The sequence below is a fragment of the Aphanizomenon flos-aquae FACHB-1287 genome, assembly GCF_014698755.1.
GTDB classification, from domain to species: domain Bacteria; phylum Cyanobacteriota; class Cyanobacteriia; order Cyanobacteriales; family Nostocaceae; genus Dolichospermum; species Dolichospermum flosaquae.
The window spans coordinates 13,426-29,387 of record NZ_JACJTO010000017.1 but is presented as its reverse complement, the minus strand read 5'-3'; the positions used below and the strand labels follow the sequence as shown (position 1 = coordinate 29,387).

Genomic DNA, 15,962 nt, shown 5'->3' with positions numbered 1-15,962 from the left:
TTTTTGAGAATCTTCTTTATTGCATTTTATTCGCTGGTGGTGTATTGAGGAATTGGCGAATATCAATGTAAAATTTATCTTCTCCAGAACTTTGTGCAATAGGTACTGTCGTAGCACTGCCAAACCAGAGTTTGTTTAACTGTTTGAGAACATCCCTAGACTTGTCCTGATGTCGCAATGTAAATAATACAGTATCACAACCACCATCAATTGAACTCACAGAACAAATTACTTTGCTCCCATTTTGAACACCATTGGTAACGTAATTAAGACTGCCGTTATTAAAAGCTGTTTGGAAGTTATCAGAAACTTTTTGACAACGTTGTTGTGGTTTAACTCCTCCTAAAACAGATGTCCAAGTCACCATTGCTTTTTGGAAATTTGGTGTCCAAAGAAAAGTGGTAGGAACAGACTTTCCATTTTCGGAGTAACGACTTGTAGAACAGATAAAGCGAATTTGATTATTAGCGTCTTCTTGAGCAAAAACAGGAGTAGATGCTAATGTGGTGGTTAAGAACAGTGTGGTTAATAATGTTAATTTCATCATTTCTTAAATCTCCTAATTTGGGAAAGGGACATTTAATTTCTGTGGGGTGGGCATCCTGCCTGTCCAGATAGACAAACTAGCTAGAAACTGATACCAATCTAAATTCTCAACAGACTATTAGCGCCGTAAACGGGAAATATTTCCCTGACGAATTGCCGTTAAGAAAGGTTGTATTTTATTTACCAGGATGGCAATACTAATACCACTATTGCTGCCATTTCTATCAAGTTGAATAGCAGTATTTACGCCAATAACTTGGGCTTGGGAATTGAGAAGTGGACCACCAGAATTACCAGGATCAATTCTAGCATTATGTTTAATTATACCATATTGCTCGTCAAGATTGCTCAAAACACTGGCAGTAAAATTATTTTGATTGTCATAGCCAAAGGGACTACCAATAGCATATACAGACTGTCCCACTTGGGCCGATTTTGCTAAAGATAATGTGGGTAAATTCTTCTGATTACGAATTTTAATGGCTGCTAAATCTACTCCATTTTTAGCAAAGCCAATCACGTTAGCAGGAAGCCGTTTCCCGTCTTCTAAAACTACAGTAACGGTTGCGGGTGCATCTTGCAAAACGTGAGCATTGGTAATAATTAACCCGTCAGAACTAACAATAAAGCCACTACCGCTTGATTTACCTGTGTTGATATAAACTACGGCTGGACTGGCTTTTTGATTCACTCGAATTCGCGTTTGTTCCTCCGAGTTTTGGGCTATGACAGAGTTGGAATGGTGATTTGGTTGGGGAAATGCCAAGCCATTTGGTGATGCTATAGCCTGTACGGATAAGACAGCAAGCCCTGTAACTGCTATCAAATATGGTTTTCTGTTCATTGGTGAACTTGGTATAGACTAAGGTAGCTATGACACTGTATTTAGAAGATTATACGGGATAAATGACAAAATTCAACTGTTGTTACGATTTTTGTAACAGCCTCTTTTATGGTGATTGAGGATTGATTATAACAAAACCCTTGCGGGACAAGGATTCTGAATAATTATTCCCATATTTTCAATGAAATGCCCACACAATAAGGCTGCCATTGATTTTGAACCAGGTTTTCCACAAAAAGAACCGAATAACCGCATATTTTAGAAAATTAAATATTATTAGTAAATCTGGTTATGGGACAGTTGTTAGTGTGATGTTATCTCTGATCTAGAATTATAATAGCCAGAAAGGGCGCAGACCCTGCGCCCCTACGGAGTGATTTTAATTAATATTTTCGCTCTTTTGGTGCAAACATTGTGATTGTGACGGGACGATATTGAATATCAATTCCTGTTGAGGAATAATAAGCCATTGTATGTTGTAAAAACTTATTATCGTCCCTTTCGGAAAAGTCTTCTCTAAAATGTGCGCCGCGACTTTCTTGACGGTTGAGGGCGGAAGTTAAAATGGTTTGTCCCACTACCATTAAACTTTGCAATTCTAAGGCTTCAACTAATTCTGTATTCCAGATTTTTCCTTTGTCATCTAAATATATTTGTGAATATTTTTTTTGTAATTGGGCAATTTTCTCTAATCCCTGACGCATTACTTCATCAGTGCGGAAAACGCCACAATTTTCAGTCATATTATCTTGAAAAGCTTGACGAATTTGATTAATTCTGTACTGTCCTGGTTGGTCTATTAAGAGTTGTATTTGTTGTTTGGCTTCCTGAATATATCTGGCTTCATCTATTGATGGTAATTGCCGATTTTGGACATAATTAGCGATCGCCGCCCCAGTCCTTTTACCATAAACTACACATTCCAATAAAGAGTTACTACCGAGACGATTTGCACCGTGAACCGACACGCAAGCAGTTTCCCCAGCCGCAAAAAAGCCTTCAACAAAACTATCATTATTACTTCTAACTTGCCCATCAGTGTTGACAGGAATACCACCCATACAATAATGATTAGTAGGACGAACCGGCATAGGTTGCGTAACAGCATCTACACCAACCAAACGATGGGCCTCCTCCCAACAAAAAGGAACACGACTCATGATTTTTTCCTTACCCAAATGGCGCAAATCCAGGTAGACAAAAGGACCACCCGCACTACCATCAGTATTCACTCCACGACCAGCCCGGATTTCATAAGTGATCGCCCGTGAGGTAATATCACGAGGGGCTAATTCCATGCGACTGGGGGCGTAATTGGCCATAAAGCGATCGCCTTGGGAATTAATTAAATATGCCCCTTCTCCGCGCACAGCCTCGGAAATCAGCACGCCTACAGGATACAAACCCGTAGGATGAAATTGGACAAATTCCATATCCGCCAGAGGTAAACCAGCGATCGCCGTCATTGCCAAACCGTCACCAGTGGAGGCATAATCATTAGAAGTCGTATTATAAACGCGACCATAGCCACCCGTAGCGAACATTACAGCCTTTGCTCGTAATACCTGAACATCTCCATCCAAAAGATGAAACATGACCACACCCTTAGCCTGGCCGTCCTCTAAAATCAGACGCATTACATACCATTCTTCATAAATTTGGACACCATAACGGCGTAAATTATTTACCAATTCATGTAAAATCGCATGACCAGTTTTATCAGCAGCATAACAAGTGCGGTTGTGTGAATGGCCACCAAAAGCCCGTTGAGCAATGCGACCATCAGGTAAACGAGAGAACAACACCCCCAGATGTTCTAAATCAATCACCACATCTGGAGCTTCCTGAGTTAAAATTGCGACCGCATCTTGATCTGCTAAATAATCAGAACCCTTGACAGTATCAAAAGCGTGAGCTTCCCAAGAATCTTGATCATCAACATTCTTTAAAGATGCGGCCATACCGCCCTGAGCAGCCACAGAATGAGAGCGAATGGGGTGAGTCTTAGCAACTACCGCTACCTTTAAATTAGGGTCAATGCGGGCGATTTCCAGCGCAGCCCGACATCCAGCCAAACCACCGCCAACAATAATTACATCATGTTCGAGCATTGTCAATCACCAATTACAAAAAAAATTCCCTGTCTTATAGAACAGGGTAATGGGTAAATGGTAAAATCCCCTTTAGTTAGTTATTTGGGCAGGTTTTTGTGAAATATTAGCTGGTGTTGATTCTGCGTTTGTTGTCGGTTCTACAGCATTTAGTTCGATATTATTTAATAAAGTCGTCACAAACGCAAAAAGTAAAAAAGGCAGAGACAATAGGACAACAAGACCCACCGTAGCCAAAGCGTAAACTGGACGTTTCGCGCCCATTAGTGCTAAAGCTGAGGCTAGACTAATGGTAATCGTAATTAACCAAGCAATAATTTGACCGTAGATATCACCAAAGGTCAAAGTGCAAGCAAACCGATAGTTTTGAAGATTATTTTTGTTCATTTTATAAATTGCCCTTAATTCTCTTCTATAGCTTCTACCTTAAATCTATGTTTGCCTAAAGAACAATTTCTCAATATTTTTCCAAGGTTTGTAATATTACTTTACAAAGATCAATAACTTGGGCAAAATCCTCATGAAGATTTTAATGGCTGTTAGTCCTGTATTTGGTAAATTTACGAAGATATTAAAATATGGTAAATTTGTAGTCAGTACATTGTATCTTAGGTAAATTGTCAAAATTATTACCCTGGAAAATTACCATGAATAAATTCCATAAGTCACTAATGACTACCACAGCTATAGGGTTATTTATTGCACTTCCCCTGAGTGAAACAAAGGTTAAAGCTCAGGAATCGGCAGTTATTCAATGTGTCAAAGAATACACTAAATTGAATATTTCACCTGATGCTGCATTAGCACAGTGTCAAAAAAACAGTGTTGGTAGCTGTGTTAAAGAGTTAATGGGTAAAAAATATGTAGCTAAATCAGTTTCTGAATCTAGTGGACGTTACTTAGTTGATTTAGGTGACAGTGATACAAGATGGTTAGAGGGTAAGGGCTGGAACGACAAAGGATGTAGTGCTAACACACAAGGCCCATATAAAAGACAAAGTGATCAGAACATAACTTTTTGGAGCAAGCAGCGTTCTTATGAGTGGTTTAGACAGGGTTTCTGCACACAATCACAGATAGAATTAGAGCAAAATTACTCCCTTGAGGAAGCAAAAACGCTTTGTGAATTAGGTTTACAGCCAAAATGATAAAAGCTGCCCCTCTTCCCTTATAAGCAAGGGTTTACATAGTATAGATCCTTAGCCAGAAAGAGTTTTCGTCGATTATTGAAAATCTAGTTCCCCTCCTCCTTGCGGGGGGGAAACAAGGGTAGTTTTATGACAACCAAAAGGTAAAAGAAGGGGTAGGAAAAAGGCTTTTGGTAAAGTTTATAACATTAAAACTATTCTTTGAGATTTGTGGAATGTAATTAAGGTAAATTTAGACAATATTTTGAAAATCCCGGTATGATATAAAAATAAATGAAAACTAAAAAGTATTGATCTCAATGTTAAATGAATCTGCCAAATTGCCAAAAGTTAAAGATTCACTAATCGAGCAAATTCTTTTAGGAAATAAACTTACTCCTGAGTTAATTGCAATTCTGACCATATATTTTGTCCAAGGGATATTAATGTTATCCCGGTTAGCTGTTAGCTTTTTTCTCAAAGATGAATTGTTATTAAGTCCAGCACAAATGTCAGCCATTATCGGTATTAGTACCATACCTTGGATGATTAAGCCGTTATATGGTTTTATTGCTGATATTTTACCATTATTTGGCTACCACAGAAAAACTTATATATTTCTATCGGGAATTATCGGAAGTGCAGCTTGGGTAGGTTTAGGAACAATAGTTCATAGTAGCTCAATTGCAACAATGATGATTCTCCTTTGTTCTCTTTCCGTTGCTCTTAGTGATGTAATAGTTGATTCCATAGTAGTTGAAAGAGCCAGATCAGAATCAGCAGAAAAATTAGGTTCTTTACAATCTCTTTGTTGGGGTATTGCAGCTATTGGTGGCTTATGTACAGCTTACCTTAGCGGCTTACTTTTAGAATATTTTACCACGCGTACAGTATTTTTAATAACAGCATTATTTCCCATAATCACCTCATTTGTCGCTTGGTTAATTACAGAAAAACCCATAAATAAAGATGAGAAAAAAAGCGATGATATTAAATATCAATTAGTACAAATACGGCAAGCAATCACACAAAAAGCAATTTGGCTACCAACAGTATTTATATTTGTTTGGCACGCTACACCAAATGCCGAATCAGCATTTTTCTATTTTACAACTAATGAACTACAATTTCAACCAGAATTTTTAGGACGAGTTAGATTAGTAACAAGTTTCGCTTCCTTAATTGGGATTTGGGCTTTTCAGCGTTACTTTAAAACTATCCCCTTTAGAACTATGTTTACTTGGGGTATTTTTATATCTACTGCTTTAGGAATGACAACCTTATTATTAGTAACACATACCAACAGACTTTTAGGAATAGATGATCATTGGTTTAGTTTGGGTGATAATTTAATTATTACCGTAATTGGACAAATTGTATTTATGCCTGTATTGGTATTAGCAACAAAACTTTGTCCTCCCGGTATAGAGGCCACATTTTTTGCTTTAATAATGTCTGTATTTAATTTAGGAGGAACAGTTTCCTATTGGTTAGGATCTATCATGATGAAATGGTTAGGAATCACAGAACATCAATTTGATTCACTATGGTTATTAATCATCATTACTAACTGTAGTTCTCTAATTCCCATATTTTTTATTAAATGGCTACCAAATGGTACAATAGATATTGATGATAGTTCATCAATATAGTCTTTCAGGATAGTCAACAAAAAAATGCAAATATTAGAACCCCAAGACAGTCGAGTTTTAGAGAAATCCTATACCCTCAAAGATTGGCAAGGAGGATATGAATCTCTGACCCAAGAATATGACTATTGGATTGATGATATAGAAGGAGAAATACCTCCAGAATTAGCGGGAACATTATTTAGAAATGGAGCAGGTTTATTAGATATAAATGGAGAAAGATTACATCATCCTTTTGATGGTGACGGGATGATCAGCCGCATTACATTTATCAATGGCCGCGCCCATTTTCGTAACCGATTTGTACAAACACCGGGTTATTTAGCAGAACAAAAAGCAGGTAAAATTCTTTATCGTGGTGTTTTTGGTACACAAAAATCTGGTGGTTGGTTAGCTAATATTTTCGATTTTAAACTGAAAAATATTGCTAACACAAATGTAATTTATTGGGGTAAAAAACTCTTAGCATTATGGGAAGCGGCCGAACCTTATTTACTGAATCCTCAAACCTTAGAAACATTAGGAAATGAATATTTTAACGGTGTTTTATCTAAAGGAGAAGCATTTAGCGCCCACCCAAGAATTGATCCAAATGGTACATTAGTCAACTTTGCTATTAAACCCGGACTATCAACCACAATTACCATTTTTGAATTGAATAAAAACGGAGAAATTACCAGCAAAAAAAATCATAACGTTCCTGGTTTTTGCTTTATTCATGATTTTGTAATTACAGAAAATTACTGTATCTTTTTCCAAAATCCCGTTAATTTTAACCCCATACCCTTCGCTTTAGGAATATGTGGTGCAGCCGAATGTATTAAAATTCAAAAAAATCAACCCACAAAAATCATCATTATTCCTCGCAAAACACAAACTGAAAATGTCAAAGTTTTAGAAACCAAAGCCGGTTTTATTTTCCATCATGTTAACGCTTTTGAACTAGAAAATGAAATTATTGTTGATTCTATTTGTTATGAATCATTAACAGAAGTCGAACCCAATAGCGACTATCGAAAAACTGATTTTGAGAAAAATTCACCTCCCCAACTATGGCGATTTAATCTGAATCTGTCAAACAATAAAGTGCAAAATCAGTTAATAGATCCTCGTCCCACCGAATTTCCCACAATTCACCCGAATTACATGGGTAAATCATATCGTTATTTATACAGTGCTGCGGCTCATCAATCAACAGTAAATGCACCATTACAAGCCATTTTTAAGGTAGATTTAGAATCAGGAACAAAACAATTGTGGAGTGCAGCACCGCGAGGATTTGTAGGAGAACCAATTTTTGTTCCCCGCGCAAATTCTCAACAAGAAGATGATGGTTGGATCATATTTGTAGTTTACAATGCAGAAAATCATCGTTCAGAGATAGTGATTTTAGATGGTCAGAATTTGGAAAAAGGTAGAATTGCAAAACTACATCTAAAACATCATATTCCCTACGGTTTACATGGGAGTTTTACACCAGAAATATTCATTTGATAGTTGACAGGAGACAGGGGACAGACAAGAGATACAGAGATTTATTTTGTTTTCTCAAATGTGCAATTAATTTTGCCCAGATACTTATTCATTTAACGTAGGTTGGGTTGACGAAACCCAACAACATCATATTTATGTCTGTTTCCTGTTTCCTGTTCCCCGGTATAGTAACCGTTTCCTATCATATAAATAAAAATATAATTGTAACAAAAACTACAAAATTCATATATTTCTCAAAAAACAGAGTAAACTAACCTTATGAATCCAGTTTATAAACGAACTGTACTGAGGACTAAGTATGATGATGACAACCTCTCTCCCACTTATAGAAAATCATTCTCCCGCTCATATTTGCCCTTATGATCAAGCTTGTAGCTATTTAGAATGGGCTGCTAAAGAATTAAAATTAGATCAAGGTATCGTAGAAATACTCAGTCATCCTCGAAAAGTTATTACAGTTTCCATTCCCATAAAAATGGATACTGGAGAAATACGGGTTTTTGCAGGACACCGCGTACAACATTCGGATATTTTAGGACCATATAAAGGTGGTATTCGCTACCATGAAGCAGTGACATTGCGGGAAGTATCAGCCCTAGCCATGCTCATGACTTGGAAATGTGCATTATTAGGTATCCCCTATGGTGGTGGGAAAGGGGGAATTCCCATAGACCCCAAAAAGTTCAGTGTGGGGGAATTAGAACGGATTAGTCGCCGTTATATCAGTGAATTAATTAAAGACATTGGACCATCCGTAGATATACCCGCTCCAGACATGGGAACATCAGCGCGGGAAATGGCCTGGATGATGGATACTTACTCTGTTAATGTGGGTCATTCTGTACCAGGAATAGTCACAGGCAAACCTCTATCTATTGGTGGTTCATTAGGACGAGAAATGGCCACCGGACGCGGTGTAATGATTATTGTCCGTGAATCCCTGGCAGATCATGGTAAATCCCTGACTGGATCGCGGGTAGTGATTCAAGGTTTCGGTAATGTGGGCGGTGCTGCGGCAGAATTACTACATAAAGCAGGAGCAAAAATTATCGCTGTTTCCAGTGGTGCTGGAGGTATATTTTCTGAATCTGGTCTTGATATTCCTGCTGTTAAAGCTTATGCTGCTCAAAACCGCCGCAGTGTAGTGGGATTTCCCCAAAGTACACCTATTAGTAATGAAGATTTGCTAACTTTATCTTGTGATGTACTAATTCCCGCTGCATTAGAAAACCAAATCACTCAAGAGAATGTTGATCAAATCAAAGCGCAATTTATCGCAGAAGCTGCTAATGGTCCTGTAACTTTAGACGCTAACCAAGTTCTAGAAGCCCGTGGTGTTACCGTATTACCGGATATTTTAGCCAATGCCGGGGGTGTAGTGGTAAGTTATTTAGAATGGGTACAAGGTCTTTCTTACCTGTTCTGGGACGAAGAACGAGTCAATAAAGAAATGGAACATTTAATGGTTCAGGCCTACCGTAAAGTGATTCATGAGTCAAAAGTCAGGGGAGTAAATCTGCGGTTAGCTGCTTATACTTTGGGTGTAGGTAGAGTCGCGCAAGCTTTAACCGATAGAGGTTTATATCCTTAGCTGATGTTTTTACTACTACCCCATCTTCAGGGGATTCTCACTTATTAGGAGTTGAAAATATACAGCAGTTTTCAGTATTATTAAGTACATCTACTAATGATCAAACTTTTGTGGTGCGGGCATTTTGCCCGCCAATAGATGCAATCTACTCTACCCTAATTTAACTGAAATTTGTACTTTTCTTAACTTAATTTTTACTTATGAGTAATGTATTAATTAGACAATTATGAGGGTAAAATTCAAAACACATAATGTATCTATCGGATTATAGATGTATACAGGATTCCAAATGCTTGAAGCTATTGCTGTTGCTTGGCTGTTACTGATTCTTGGTGATTTCCTTTCTACCTTCTTCTATCATGTCCCTGAACACGTTTTTGGTAGTCTTCACCTGACAACTCATCACTCATGGAAACAGAATTTCCGCCATTATGCAATTTTAACATTTAATCCCCAAGTGCTTTTAGATGGAATTTTGGGCGCATTACCATATCTGCTGGTAGCATTCTGGTTATAGGATTTATCTCCCATTGGTGTCATTTGTGGTTTATTCTTTGGTCAGTTTCATGTATGGTGGAGACACGTAATTTCTTTGGGTTGGCAAACACCTCAGGCTGTGACAATTTTGTGTCAATTTCTATTTATTACTACACCAGAACAGCATTAGTTACATCACCAAAAAACTAACTTTGGTTTTGGTGATATTTTTACGTTTTTTGACCAACCTGCAAAAGTTTGGATGCGTTGGTTACGGTTACAGAGAGTTTATTGGCGTTTAAAAGTTAGAATCTGATAACAATGATAACACATTTCCTAAGCTCCATACATTCTATGGATATTATAAGTCTGTTAGTTCTCTCATTTACTGGACAAAAAAGATAGAACTGATAGTGGTTATTAGTGCCACCATAATTAAACGAAATTATAAATAATTAAAACAAAACAGGGCGAACGATGGGACTCGAACCCACGAATGGTGGTACCACAAACCACTGCCTTAACCACTTGGCTACGCTCGCCACTTAATTTACTACTGTAAATATAGCATGACTTCCAAAAAATGATCAAGCTTTTTTGTCAGAAATTTTAGATAATTTTTTTGTAGTCTTTTAAAGACTAACAACTACACTAAATAGGGCTAGAAATGAAACCTTTAACTATGATGACATGGGTAGGAGCAGCGGGCGTGGCTATTTTAGGGGTAATGATGGTGAAAACTAACCCCAGTCAGGGTGAATATGAAAAGTATGCAGTCCAAAAACTGACAACATACTTAGAGTCAGATGTATGTAAGAAAACACCAAGTTTCTTAGAAAAATTAATCAAAGTTGATTGTCAACAAATGCTTGAGTCTGCTATACCGCATATAAAGGAGCTGATTACCACTACAACTAACCGACAAGATTATATGATTCTTAGTATTTACCGGACGGAAATCAAATTGGATTCCCGGATACCAGGGTACAAATTGGAAACCTTGGGAGTATTAAATCAATTTTATACTTATACTGCTGAACAAAAATAAGTTACTCTAAGAGGGTGTTTGAAAAGTCGGTGAGTGAGTAAAAGCTCTCCCAGTGTAAGCTGTTAATAGAGAAAACACAGCACTGAGAGAGTGATATGTAAAGTTAATTTGACTCATGCCCAATATGAATTGTTGAGTGACATGATTCCAGAAGCCAAAAAAGCTGGCCGCTTAACTTGGCATTTTATTTAATAGTTTAGCATAACAAATACCGAATATCCCTAGATTTAAAAGAACAAATACTCCTCAACTTTTCACTACGTTTAATCAAGACATAATTGATACTATAAATTCAATCTTAGAACAACATAATATCCGCCCCATAGATGGGGTTTATCGCACTCAGTAAACCCCATTGTAGAGTTTTATTTTATTAGTGCAGTTATCTTATTTGCATAGAAGCGATTGTCATATTTATACAGAATAGTAATCATATGAGATAAACTGGAGAAGTGCGTTAGCGTAGCTTACTGAAGGTATTGCCCTTACAATCATTAATACTAACCTAAAACCTATTCTCACTCGCCTTAAAAAATAACTTACTAACCTGTATGGCGAACTGACAAATCAGTGCTTACGCTATCGCCTATAACACCTGATCCTCTTTAGTTCTCAATCTCTTGGTGATGCAAAACTGGGATCAGATATAGATGTGTTGATGATGCTGAAGCCTCCTTTTAACCCGGGAGAAGAAATCAAACGCACAGGTAAAGCGATCGCTGATCTTTCCCTAGATTATAATTTAGAAGAGCGATAGCAGCACTTTACAAAGCTCCTAAAATTAAAATTTTTGTCAAAAACTTTAATATACTGTAAATTGATAAAATACTAATTTCTGTCAATCCATAAGTTCTATAACCGATGAATGAACAAGATCAGAAAAAAGACAATTCTATTAAAGATCCAGATGACAAATTACCAACTTGGGCGGTTATTATTCGGCTAATTATAGAAATGGCAGATAAAGTGATCTGGTTAGTTGTACTCTCCATTATTGCAGCAATTATCGGAACTTTTGTTATTTCACAAAGTCCTAAAAGAGTAGTTAGTCCTCCTCCAGTGATTATTCAGTCCCTAGATTGGCGTAAAGTTGATTCAGCGATTCGATCTGATTTAGAAAATGCCCATAAAATAGCTGAACAATTTGCATCTAATAAATTAGATGGGTGGGTAGACGAGCTAATGATCAAAGTAGATAACAGTTTTCTTCCTTGGTATTTTGGATACTGGAACCAGCAACTTTTGGGGATTCGATCCTTGTCCCAAACCGCTTATCATTGGATTAATGGTAACGCTCCCACCGCCGAAGAAAAATTAAATCAAATAGTTGAGGGAGAATTCACTAACCGGGTATTGCAGCCCCAAATCGCTCAACTTGAGATAGAAACTTTAACCAATGAAACTCGTAATGTCTACATTAATACTCTGGAAAATAAACTTAATATTACTCAGCAAAGTCTGAAAATTTCCCAACCAAGATGGCAAAGACACCTTGAAGATATTACACTAATAACACGCTCATCCGAAAGTAATAGAGGAACTTCATTGGCCTTGAAATCAATAGGGAGTACATCCGTAGCTGGGGGAGTAGTTGTTGAAAGAGTTCTAGCAAAAACAAGTGCTAAGACTTTTAGTAAATTCACCGGAAAAACTGTTAGTAAGTTTACGGGAAAGACCGTAGCAAAAGTGCTAGGAAAAGCTGGAGGAGTTGCCAGTGAGGCTGTAGGAGAAGCAGTCGCCGTTGCCACTGCACCAATTGTAGGTCCAATACTAGGAATAGGAATTGTTGCTTGGGACTTGATAGATCACTATCAAACTCGTAAAGTAAATGAGCCAATTCTGAGAGGGGAGATCAAGGAATATCTCACAAAAATGGAAGCCAATGTTCTTAATGACAATAATACGGGCATCATGTCTGCGGTTTATCATTTAGAATTACAAGTTTTAAAATCGCTTTCTACTTCGGAAAATACATAAGTGTGATCACCATGACTGTAAAATTAAATTTTACCAACCTGATAATAAACTATCTGTTGTGTTTACATGGGAGAGATGTAGAGAGAGAAACGCAAGGGCTGACTTGTGAGTTTCTGTAAGTTAAACTAGAAAGGCAGGAATGACCTAGTAATAGTATAATCACGGGACTGAGACAATGAACACTAAAACCAAAATTGACTGTCCTGTTTGCGGATATCCAGGAATCGAGGGTAATACCTGTCCTAATTGTGACACGGATATTTCCTTAATTCGCTCCTTGGAAGAACTACCCCAAAGTCCAACTTCTTGGAGAACAGGAATCGCTATCTTAATGCTAGTGATAGGCATTACCATCGGTACAGGAGGTAGTTTTTTGCACTGCAAACAGTTATCTATACCGCAACTGTGCCTAAGCCTAAAGTTTATAGTGATCCCATTCCACCAAAAATTACTCCTATGGTGGCCAAACCAGCCCCATTATTAGCTACTTATACTGTTAAATCCGGGGATACTCTCAGTAGTATTGCTGGTAAGATTTGCAGTAAACCCACTGATTGGCAATTAATCGTTGCTGCTAACCCTGAATTACAAAAACGGGAAAATCAATTAGACATAGATCAGGTGTTAAAAATTCCTAGTAGCTGTCACAAGAAAAGCTCAATTAATTGATAATTTTAGTTTTTTAGTATAGATATATGAAGAATATGGCCAAATAGATAATAACAACATTAGACTACAGATATCACCAATTAAAAGATTGAAAAAAAGGGGCTATAGTATTATGACTATCTCCAGAATGTTTGCGAATATGGTTCAGTTCCTTTCTGAAGCCTTTATGCGGATTTTTACCCCTGCTAATGATGCCTATCCTGTGATTGGAGTGCAGCCTTTTACAGGTAGTTTTTATAAAAAAGGTAAAGCAACTTGGTAGCTTTTGACTTGGGGAATACCAAAAAATAAATTACCCGAAAATTAAAAATCCCAGGGTGGGTTAGCGCGGTCTGACCCACCACACCATAGTATTTGCGGCAAGGCTACGTATAAATTCTTTGGAATTGTGAAGCAATCCACACCCGATACAGCAGTTTTCAATATTATGAGGTACAGATATTAATGATAAATATCTTGTGGTGTTCTTGCCCTCTAGAAGTGTACTTTGTCCAGAGGTGGATGATCATTTAAAAAAATGCCGCCGACGGGCTAAACTGCGTAAATAGCGATAAATTAACCAAGCTAAAAATCCTAACCCAAAATTGAATAATATTTCCTGAAATATAAACCAGAAAATTGTCGGCTCAAGCCAAAGTTTCCAACCCAAAGGACTAAGTTTTCTAGCTAGAATCAATAATCCAAATAGAGCATTTCCACCCAATACTAGTATTATTAATACTAAACCCTTTTGCCTAGTTCGCGCGGAGGATGTGTAACCAGAAATTAATAATAAAGGGTCTTTACCTTGGAGTTTTCCTAGCAGTTGTTCTAATCGCCAAAACATCCACAATAACAAAGATAAACATAATGGTTGGGTAAATCCTCTAGAAATAGATAAAACATTAACTAAAGCATGAGAAAAAACAGAATTTAACCAAGCTGTAAAAATCAAATTCCGATTCTGGTTAAACCTTCCACGGACAGAAATAGATATTGCTAAAGCGTATCCCCAAGGGGCAGAAAACATCCCATGGACTGGAGTACCAATACTGCGTTCTAGAATTGAAGATGTGCCATGAGATAGATAAATCCAGCTTTCTTCGGCTGTGAACCCTAAAGCTACCGCTATGGTAAACAGAAAAACTGTAGTAGCTCGTAGATGATAATGACGTTGTAAATAACACAGGGGAAGAATCACAGCTAGGAATTTACAACCTTCTTCAATGGGAGCTATCGCTAATATTTGCCGAAAAACGATACCAGAAAAATGACGCTGTATCTGTTGCCAGTCTAAAACCCGGTTAGCAATAGTTTCCATAACCGATTCTAGGCCAAGAGCCAAAAAACCAGATATAGCGCCAATAATGAACAAAACTAGTAAATTTAACAGGGGTGGGGCAGCAGGGGTTCTGCGGTAGTAAAACCACAAAAACAGGAGGGGGGGAATAACTGCCCACAGGACTAGAGATAAATTAGACACTCACCTGAGCAATGATAGTACGATGGCGGGGACTATTGCTAGTAATAGTAGGAGTTAGGAAACCTGCGCCAATTAAGGCCTGTTCAATATCCAAACTAAAATATTCATCTAAATAAGGTTCGGTGCTTTTGAGCAGCGTCAACATATAAGTTGGCAGTTTTGCGTAAATTTCTGATTTGGGATTCATATCCATAATTGCTAGGTGGCCACCGGGGCGCAAAATACGTCTAACTTCAGCAAAAATCCTGTGAGTGGCTGATTGGGGTAATTCATGAAACATCAGAAAAATGGAAACTAAATCAAAGGAAGTATCTGCTAGTCCTGTAGATTCCCCTTGACCATGTACCCAGTGAATTTCGGCTTGATGTTGTTGACTACGATAATTAGCTACAGCTAAGAAATAGGCAGATAAGTCTAAACCGGTGATTTTGGCTTGGGGATAAACTGCTTGCAAGGCAAAGGTACTTAATCCCACAGCACACCCTAAGTCTAGTATATTTTGTGGTTGAGGAGCAATTTTGGCAGTTAAAATATTGTGATAACTTTGACGTAGTTTAGCATCACCTTGGGCTGCTGGTTGACCCCAAATACTGGCATGGACAGACTGAGCAGCTACTTCTAACTCAAAAGCCGCTTGCCAACTTAAATTTCCCCCGTCGTAGGCATGAAATGGCCGCAAATAGTATTCTGGATAATTAATCTGGGGATTTTCTACTGTAGCCAAATCATTTGTCCAATCACGCTCTTGCAGTTGCTCAATTTCCTCTGTCCAGGATACACCTATATTGTGGGCGCGTTTAATTATCATCTTTCTGGCTTGATTTTTGGCAAGATTGGCTAGGGGTTTAATAGCCAAGATCCCATTGACGAAACGGGAGGCCAAATCTGGCGTAGTCTTGATGGTGGTCGTCATAAATCAATTTTCTTTTTGACACTCCTTTTAAGTTTACATTTAAATTCATCACAA

General features: G+C 37.7%; 15 protein-coding genes, 1 tRNA gene and 1 pseudogene. 9 read left to right on the top strand and 8 right to left on the bottom strand.

What is annotated here, in order from left to right; genetic code table 11:
* Positions 1-16 precede the first annotated feature (16 nt).
* From H6G44_RS10070 to H6G44_RS10055, 4 genes are all read right to left on the bottom strand, one after another.
* A complete protein-coding gene (locus H6G44_RS10070) occupies positions 17-547 on the bottom strand; it encodes a COP23 domain-containing protein (protein ID WP_168651470.1) in 531 nt (176 codons plus the stop codon).
* Positions 548-664: 117 nt separating this feature from the next.
* Complete coding sequence (locus H6G44_RS10065) at positions 665-1,390, bottom strand: S1C family serine protease (protein WP_190386500.1); 726 nt, start codon at positions 1,388-1,390, stop codon at positions 665-667.
* 383 nt (positions 1,391-1,773) lie between these two features.
* Entirely contained in the window at positions 1,774-3,501 is a 1,728-nt protein-coding gene (locus tag H6G44_RS10060; protein ID WP_190386501.1) for a succinate dehydrogenase/fumarate reductase flavoprotein subunit, read from the bottom strand.
* Between the two features lie 72 nt (positions 3,502-3,573).
* Positions 3,574-3,888, bottom strand: coding sequence for a hypothetical protein (locus tag H6G44_RS10055; RefSeq protein ID WP_190386502.1), 315 nt, complete (start codon positions 3,886-3,888; stop codon positions 3,574-3,576).
* Between the two features lie 260 nt (positions 3,889-4,148).
* Here H6G44_RS10055 and H6G44_RS10050 point away from each other — a divergent pair, with 260 nt between their 5' ends.
* The 5 genes and pseudogenes from H6G44_RS10050 (at position 4,149) to H6G44_RS10030 (ending at position 10,155) form a co-directional block, all read left to right on the top strand.
* Positions 4,149-4,649 (top strand): hypothetical protein, encoded by a 501-nt coding sequence (locus tag H6G44_RS10050; protein WP_190386503.1) that lies wholly within the window; start codon positions 4,149-4,151, stop codon positions 4,647-4,649.
* A 299-nt stretch (positions 4,650-4,948) separates the two neighbouring features.
* Positions 4,949-6,280, top strand: coding sequence for a folate/biopterin family MFS transporter (locus H6G44_RS10045; RefSeq protein WP_190386504.1), 1,332 nt, complete (start codon positions 4,949-4,951; stop codon positions 6,278-6,280).
* 24 nt (positions 6,281-6,304) lie between these two features.
* On the top strand, positions 6,305-7,771 hold the full coding sequence (locus H6G44_RS10040; RefSeq protein ID WP_190386505.1) for a carotenoid oxygenase family protein: 1,467 nt from the start codon (positions 6,305-6,307) through the stop codon (positions 7,769-7,771).
* Between the two features lie 301 nt (positions 7,772-8,072).
* A complete protein-coding gene (locus H6G44_RS10035; RefSeq protein WP_190386526.1) occupies positions 8,073-9,362 on the top strand; it encodes a Glu/Leu/Phe/Val family dehydrogenase in 1,290 nt (429 codons plus the stop codon).
* A 289-nt stretch (positions 9,363-9,651) separates the two neighbouring features.
* Positions 9,652-10,155: pseudogene (locus H6G44_RS10030) on the top strand (sterol desaturase family protein).
* 153 nt (positions 10,156-10,308) lie between these two features.
* Here the strand turns inward: H6G44_RS10030 and H6G44_RS10025 are convergent.
* Positions 10,309-10,381, bottom strand: a tRNA-His gene (locus H6G44_RS10025).
* A 125-nt stretch (positions 10,382-10,506) separates the two neighbouring features.
* Here H6G44_RS10025 and H6G44_RS10020 point away from each other — a divergent pair.
* Together H6G44_RS10020 and H6G44_RS10015 are read left to right on the top strand one after the other, a co-directional pair.
* The gene (locus tag H6G44_RS10020; protein ID WP_190386506.1) at positions 10,507-10,887 is read left to right on the top strand and encodes a DUF4359 domain-containing protein; all 381 of its coding nucleotides are present in this window, start codon (positions 10,507-10,509) and stop codon (positions 10,885-10,887) included.
* 861 nt (positions 10,888-11,748) lie between these two features.
* Positions 11,749-12,864 (top strand): hypothetical protein, encoded by a 1,116-nt coding sequence (locus H6G44_RS10015; RefSeq protein ID WP_190386507.1) that lies wholly within the window; start codon positions 11,749-11,751, stop codon positions 12,862-12,864.
* 159 nt (positions 12,865-13,023) lie between these two features.
* Here H6G44_RS10015 and H6G44_RS20275 read toward each other — a convergent pair whose 3' ends face one another.
* Positions 13,024-13,218, bottom strand: coding sequence for a hypothetical protein (locus H6G44_RS20275; protein WP_242034452.1), 195 nt, complete (start codon positions 13,216-13,218; stop codon positions 13,024-13,026).
* A 51-nt stretch (positions 13,219-13,269) separates the two neighbouring features.
* On the opposite strand from H6G44_RS20275, the gene H6G44_RS20270 reads away from it, so the two are divergent.
* Both H6G44_RS20270 and H6G44_RS10005 read left to right on the top strand, forming a co-directional pair.
* Entirely contained in the window at positions 13,270-13,533 is a 264-nt protein-coding gene (locus H6G44_RS20270) for a LysM peptidoglycan-binding domain-containing protein (RefSeq protein WP_313885303.1), read from the top strand.
* A 112-nt stretch (positions 13,534-13,645) separates the two neighbouring features.
* A complete protein-coding gene (locus tag H6G44_RS10005) occupies positions 13,646-13,795 on the top strand; it encodes a nicotinate phosphoribosyltransferase (protein ID WP_190386508.1) in 150 nt (49 codons plus the stop codon).
* A 243-nt stretch (positions 13,796-14,038) separates the two neighbouring features.
* Here the strand turns inward: H6G44_RS10005 and H6G44_RS10000 are convergent, their stop codons facing one another.
* A complete protein-coding gene (locus H6G44_RS10000) occupies positions 14,039-14,995 on the bottom strand; it encodes a PrsW family intramembrane metalloprotease (RefSeq protein ID WP_190386509.1) in 957 nt (318 codons plus the stop codon).
* Positions 14,988-15,908 carry a class I SAM-dependent methyltransferase gene (locus H6G44_RS09995; protein WP_190386510.1) on the bottom strand — a complete coding sequence of 307 codons (921 nt, stop codon included), beginning with the start codon at positions 15,906-15,908 and terminating at the stop codon, positions 14,988-14,990. Before H6G44_RS09995 ends, H6G44_RS10000 begins: the two co-directional genes overlap by 8 nt.
* Between the last annotated feature and the right edge of the window lie 54 nt (positions 15,909-15,962).

Coding starts and splice junctions, on each gene's coding strand:
- H6G44_RS10070 (WP_168651470.1), bottom strand. CDS start 547: ATGATGAAATTAACATTATTAACCACACTGTTCTTAACCACCACATTA.
- H6G44_RS10065 (WP_190386500.1), bottom strand. CDS start 1,390: ATGAACAGAAAACCATATTTGATAGCAGTTACAGGGCTTGCTGTCTTA.
- H6G44_RS10060 (WP_190386501.1), bottom strand. CDS start 3,501: ATGCTCGAACATGATGTAATTATTGTTGGCGGTGGTTTGGCTGGATGT.
- H6G44_RS10055 (WP_190386502.1), bottom strand. CDS start 3,888: ATGAACAAAAATAATCTTCAAAACTATCGGTTTGCTTGCACTTTGACC.
- H6G44_RS10050 (WP_190386503.1), top strand. CDS start 4,149: ATGAATAAATTCCATAAGTCACTAATGACTACCACAGCTATAGGGTTA.
- H6G44_RS10045 (WP_190386504.1), top strand. CDS start 4,949: ATGTTAAATGAATCTGCCAAATTGCCAAAAGTTAAAGATTCACTAATC.
- H6G44_RS10040 (WP_190386505.1), top strand. CDS start 6,305: ATGCAAATATTAGAACCCCAAGACAGTCGAGTTTTAGAGAAATCCTAT.
- H6G44_RS10035 (WP_190386526.1), top strand. CDS start 8,073: ATGATGACAACCTCTCTCCCACTTATAGAAAATCATTCTCCCGCTCAT.
- H6G44_RS10020 (WP_190386506.1), top strand. CDS start 10,507: ATGAAACCTTTAACTATGATGACATGGGTAGGAGCAGCGGGCGTGGCT.
- H6G44_RS10015 (WP_190386507.1), top strand. CDS start 11,749: ATGAATGAACAAGATCAGAAAAAAGACAATTCTATTAAAGATCCAGAT.
- H6G44_RS20275 (WP_242034452.1), bottom strand. CDS start 13,218: ATGGTAATGCCTATCACTAGCATTAAGATAGCGATTCCTGTTCTCCAA.
- H6G44_RS10005 (WP_190386508.1), top strand. CDS start 13,646: ATGACTATCTCCAGAATGTTTGCGAATATGGTTCAGTTCCTTTCTGAA.
- H6G44_RS09995 (WP_190386510.1), bottom strand. CDS start 15,908: ATGACGACCACCATCAAGACTACGCCAGATTTGGCCTCCCGTTTCGTC.